This window comes from Xenorhabdus yunnanensis (genome assembly GCF_028598805.1).
Lineage (GTDB): Bacteria > Pseudomonadota > Gammaproteobacteria > Enterobacterales > Enterobacteriaceae > Xenorhabdus > Xenorhabdus yunnanensis.
In genome coordinates, this window is sequence record NZ_JAQRFI010000294.1 from 1 (window position 1) to 293 (window position 293).

The window sequence follows — 293 nt, forward strand, 5'->3', positions numbered from 1 at the left end:
CTGCCGTGGCAAATAGTGCGCCACAGAAAACGAATAAGGGCCATTAATGCAATCAGAAAAGGTGTGTTCCTGATGAGGAAATATAGAGCGCTTAAGGAGCTGAACGCATGATTTTCACCGACCTACCCGCAGCAGTGGAAGAGGCGAGATATCGATGTAGAGAAATGGGGCGACCATTTGCGGTTGTTCAGCGAAACATAGGAGATCTGGCTGTTCTCACTGAGCAATGGGTAATGCGAAAACAATTGCGGGTGATGTATTCGACCCGTCATGACAGGGTTCACACAGTATTG

The 293-nt window shown here is 48.1% G+C and carries 1 protein-coding gene; it reads left to right on the forward strand.

Going from position 1 to position 293, the window contains the following annotated elements:
* Window positions 1-107 precede the first annotated feature (107 nt).
* Window positions 108-293, forward strand: a 186-nt coding sequence (locus PSI23_RS23765) for a hypothetical protein (protein ID WP_273557079.1), incomplete at its 3' end; no start/stop codon positions are given.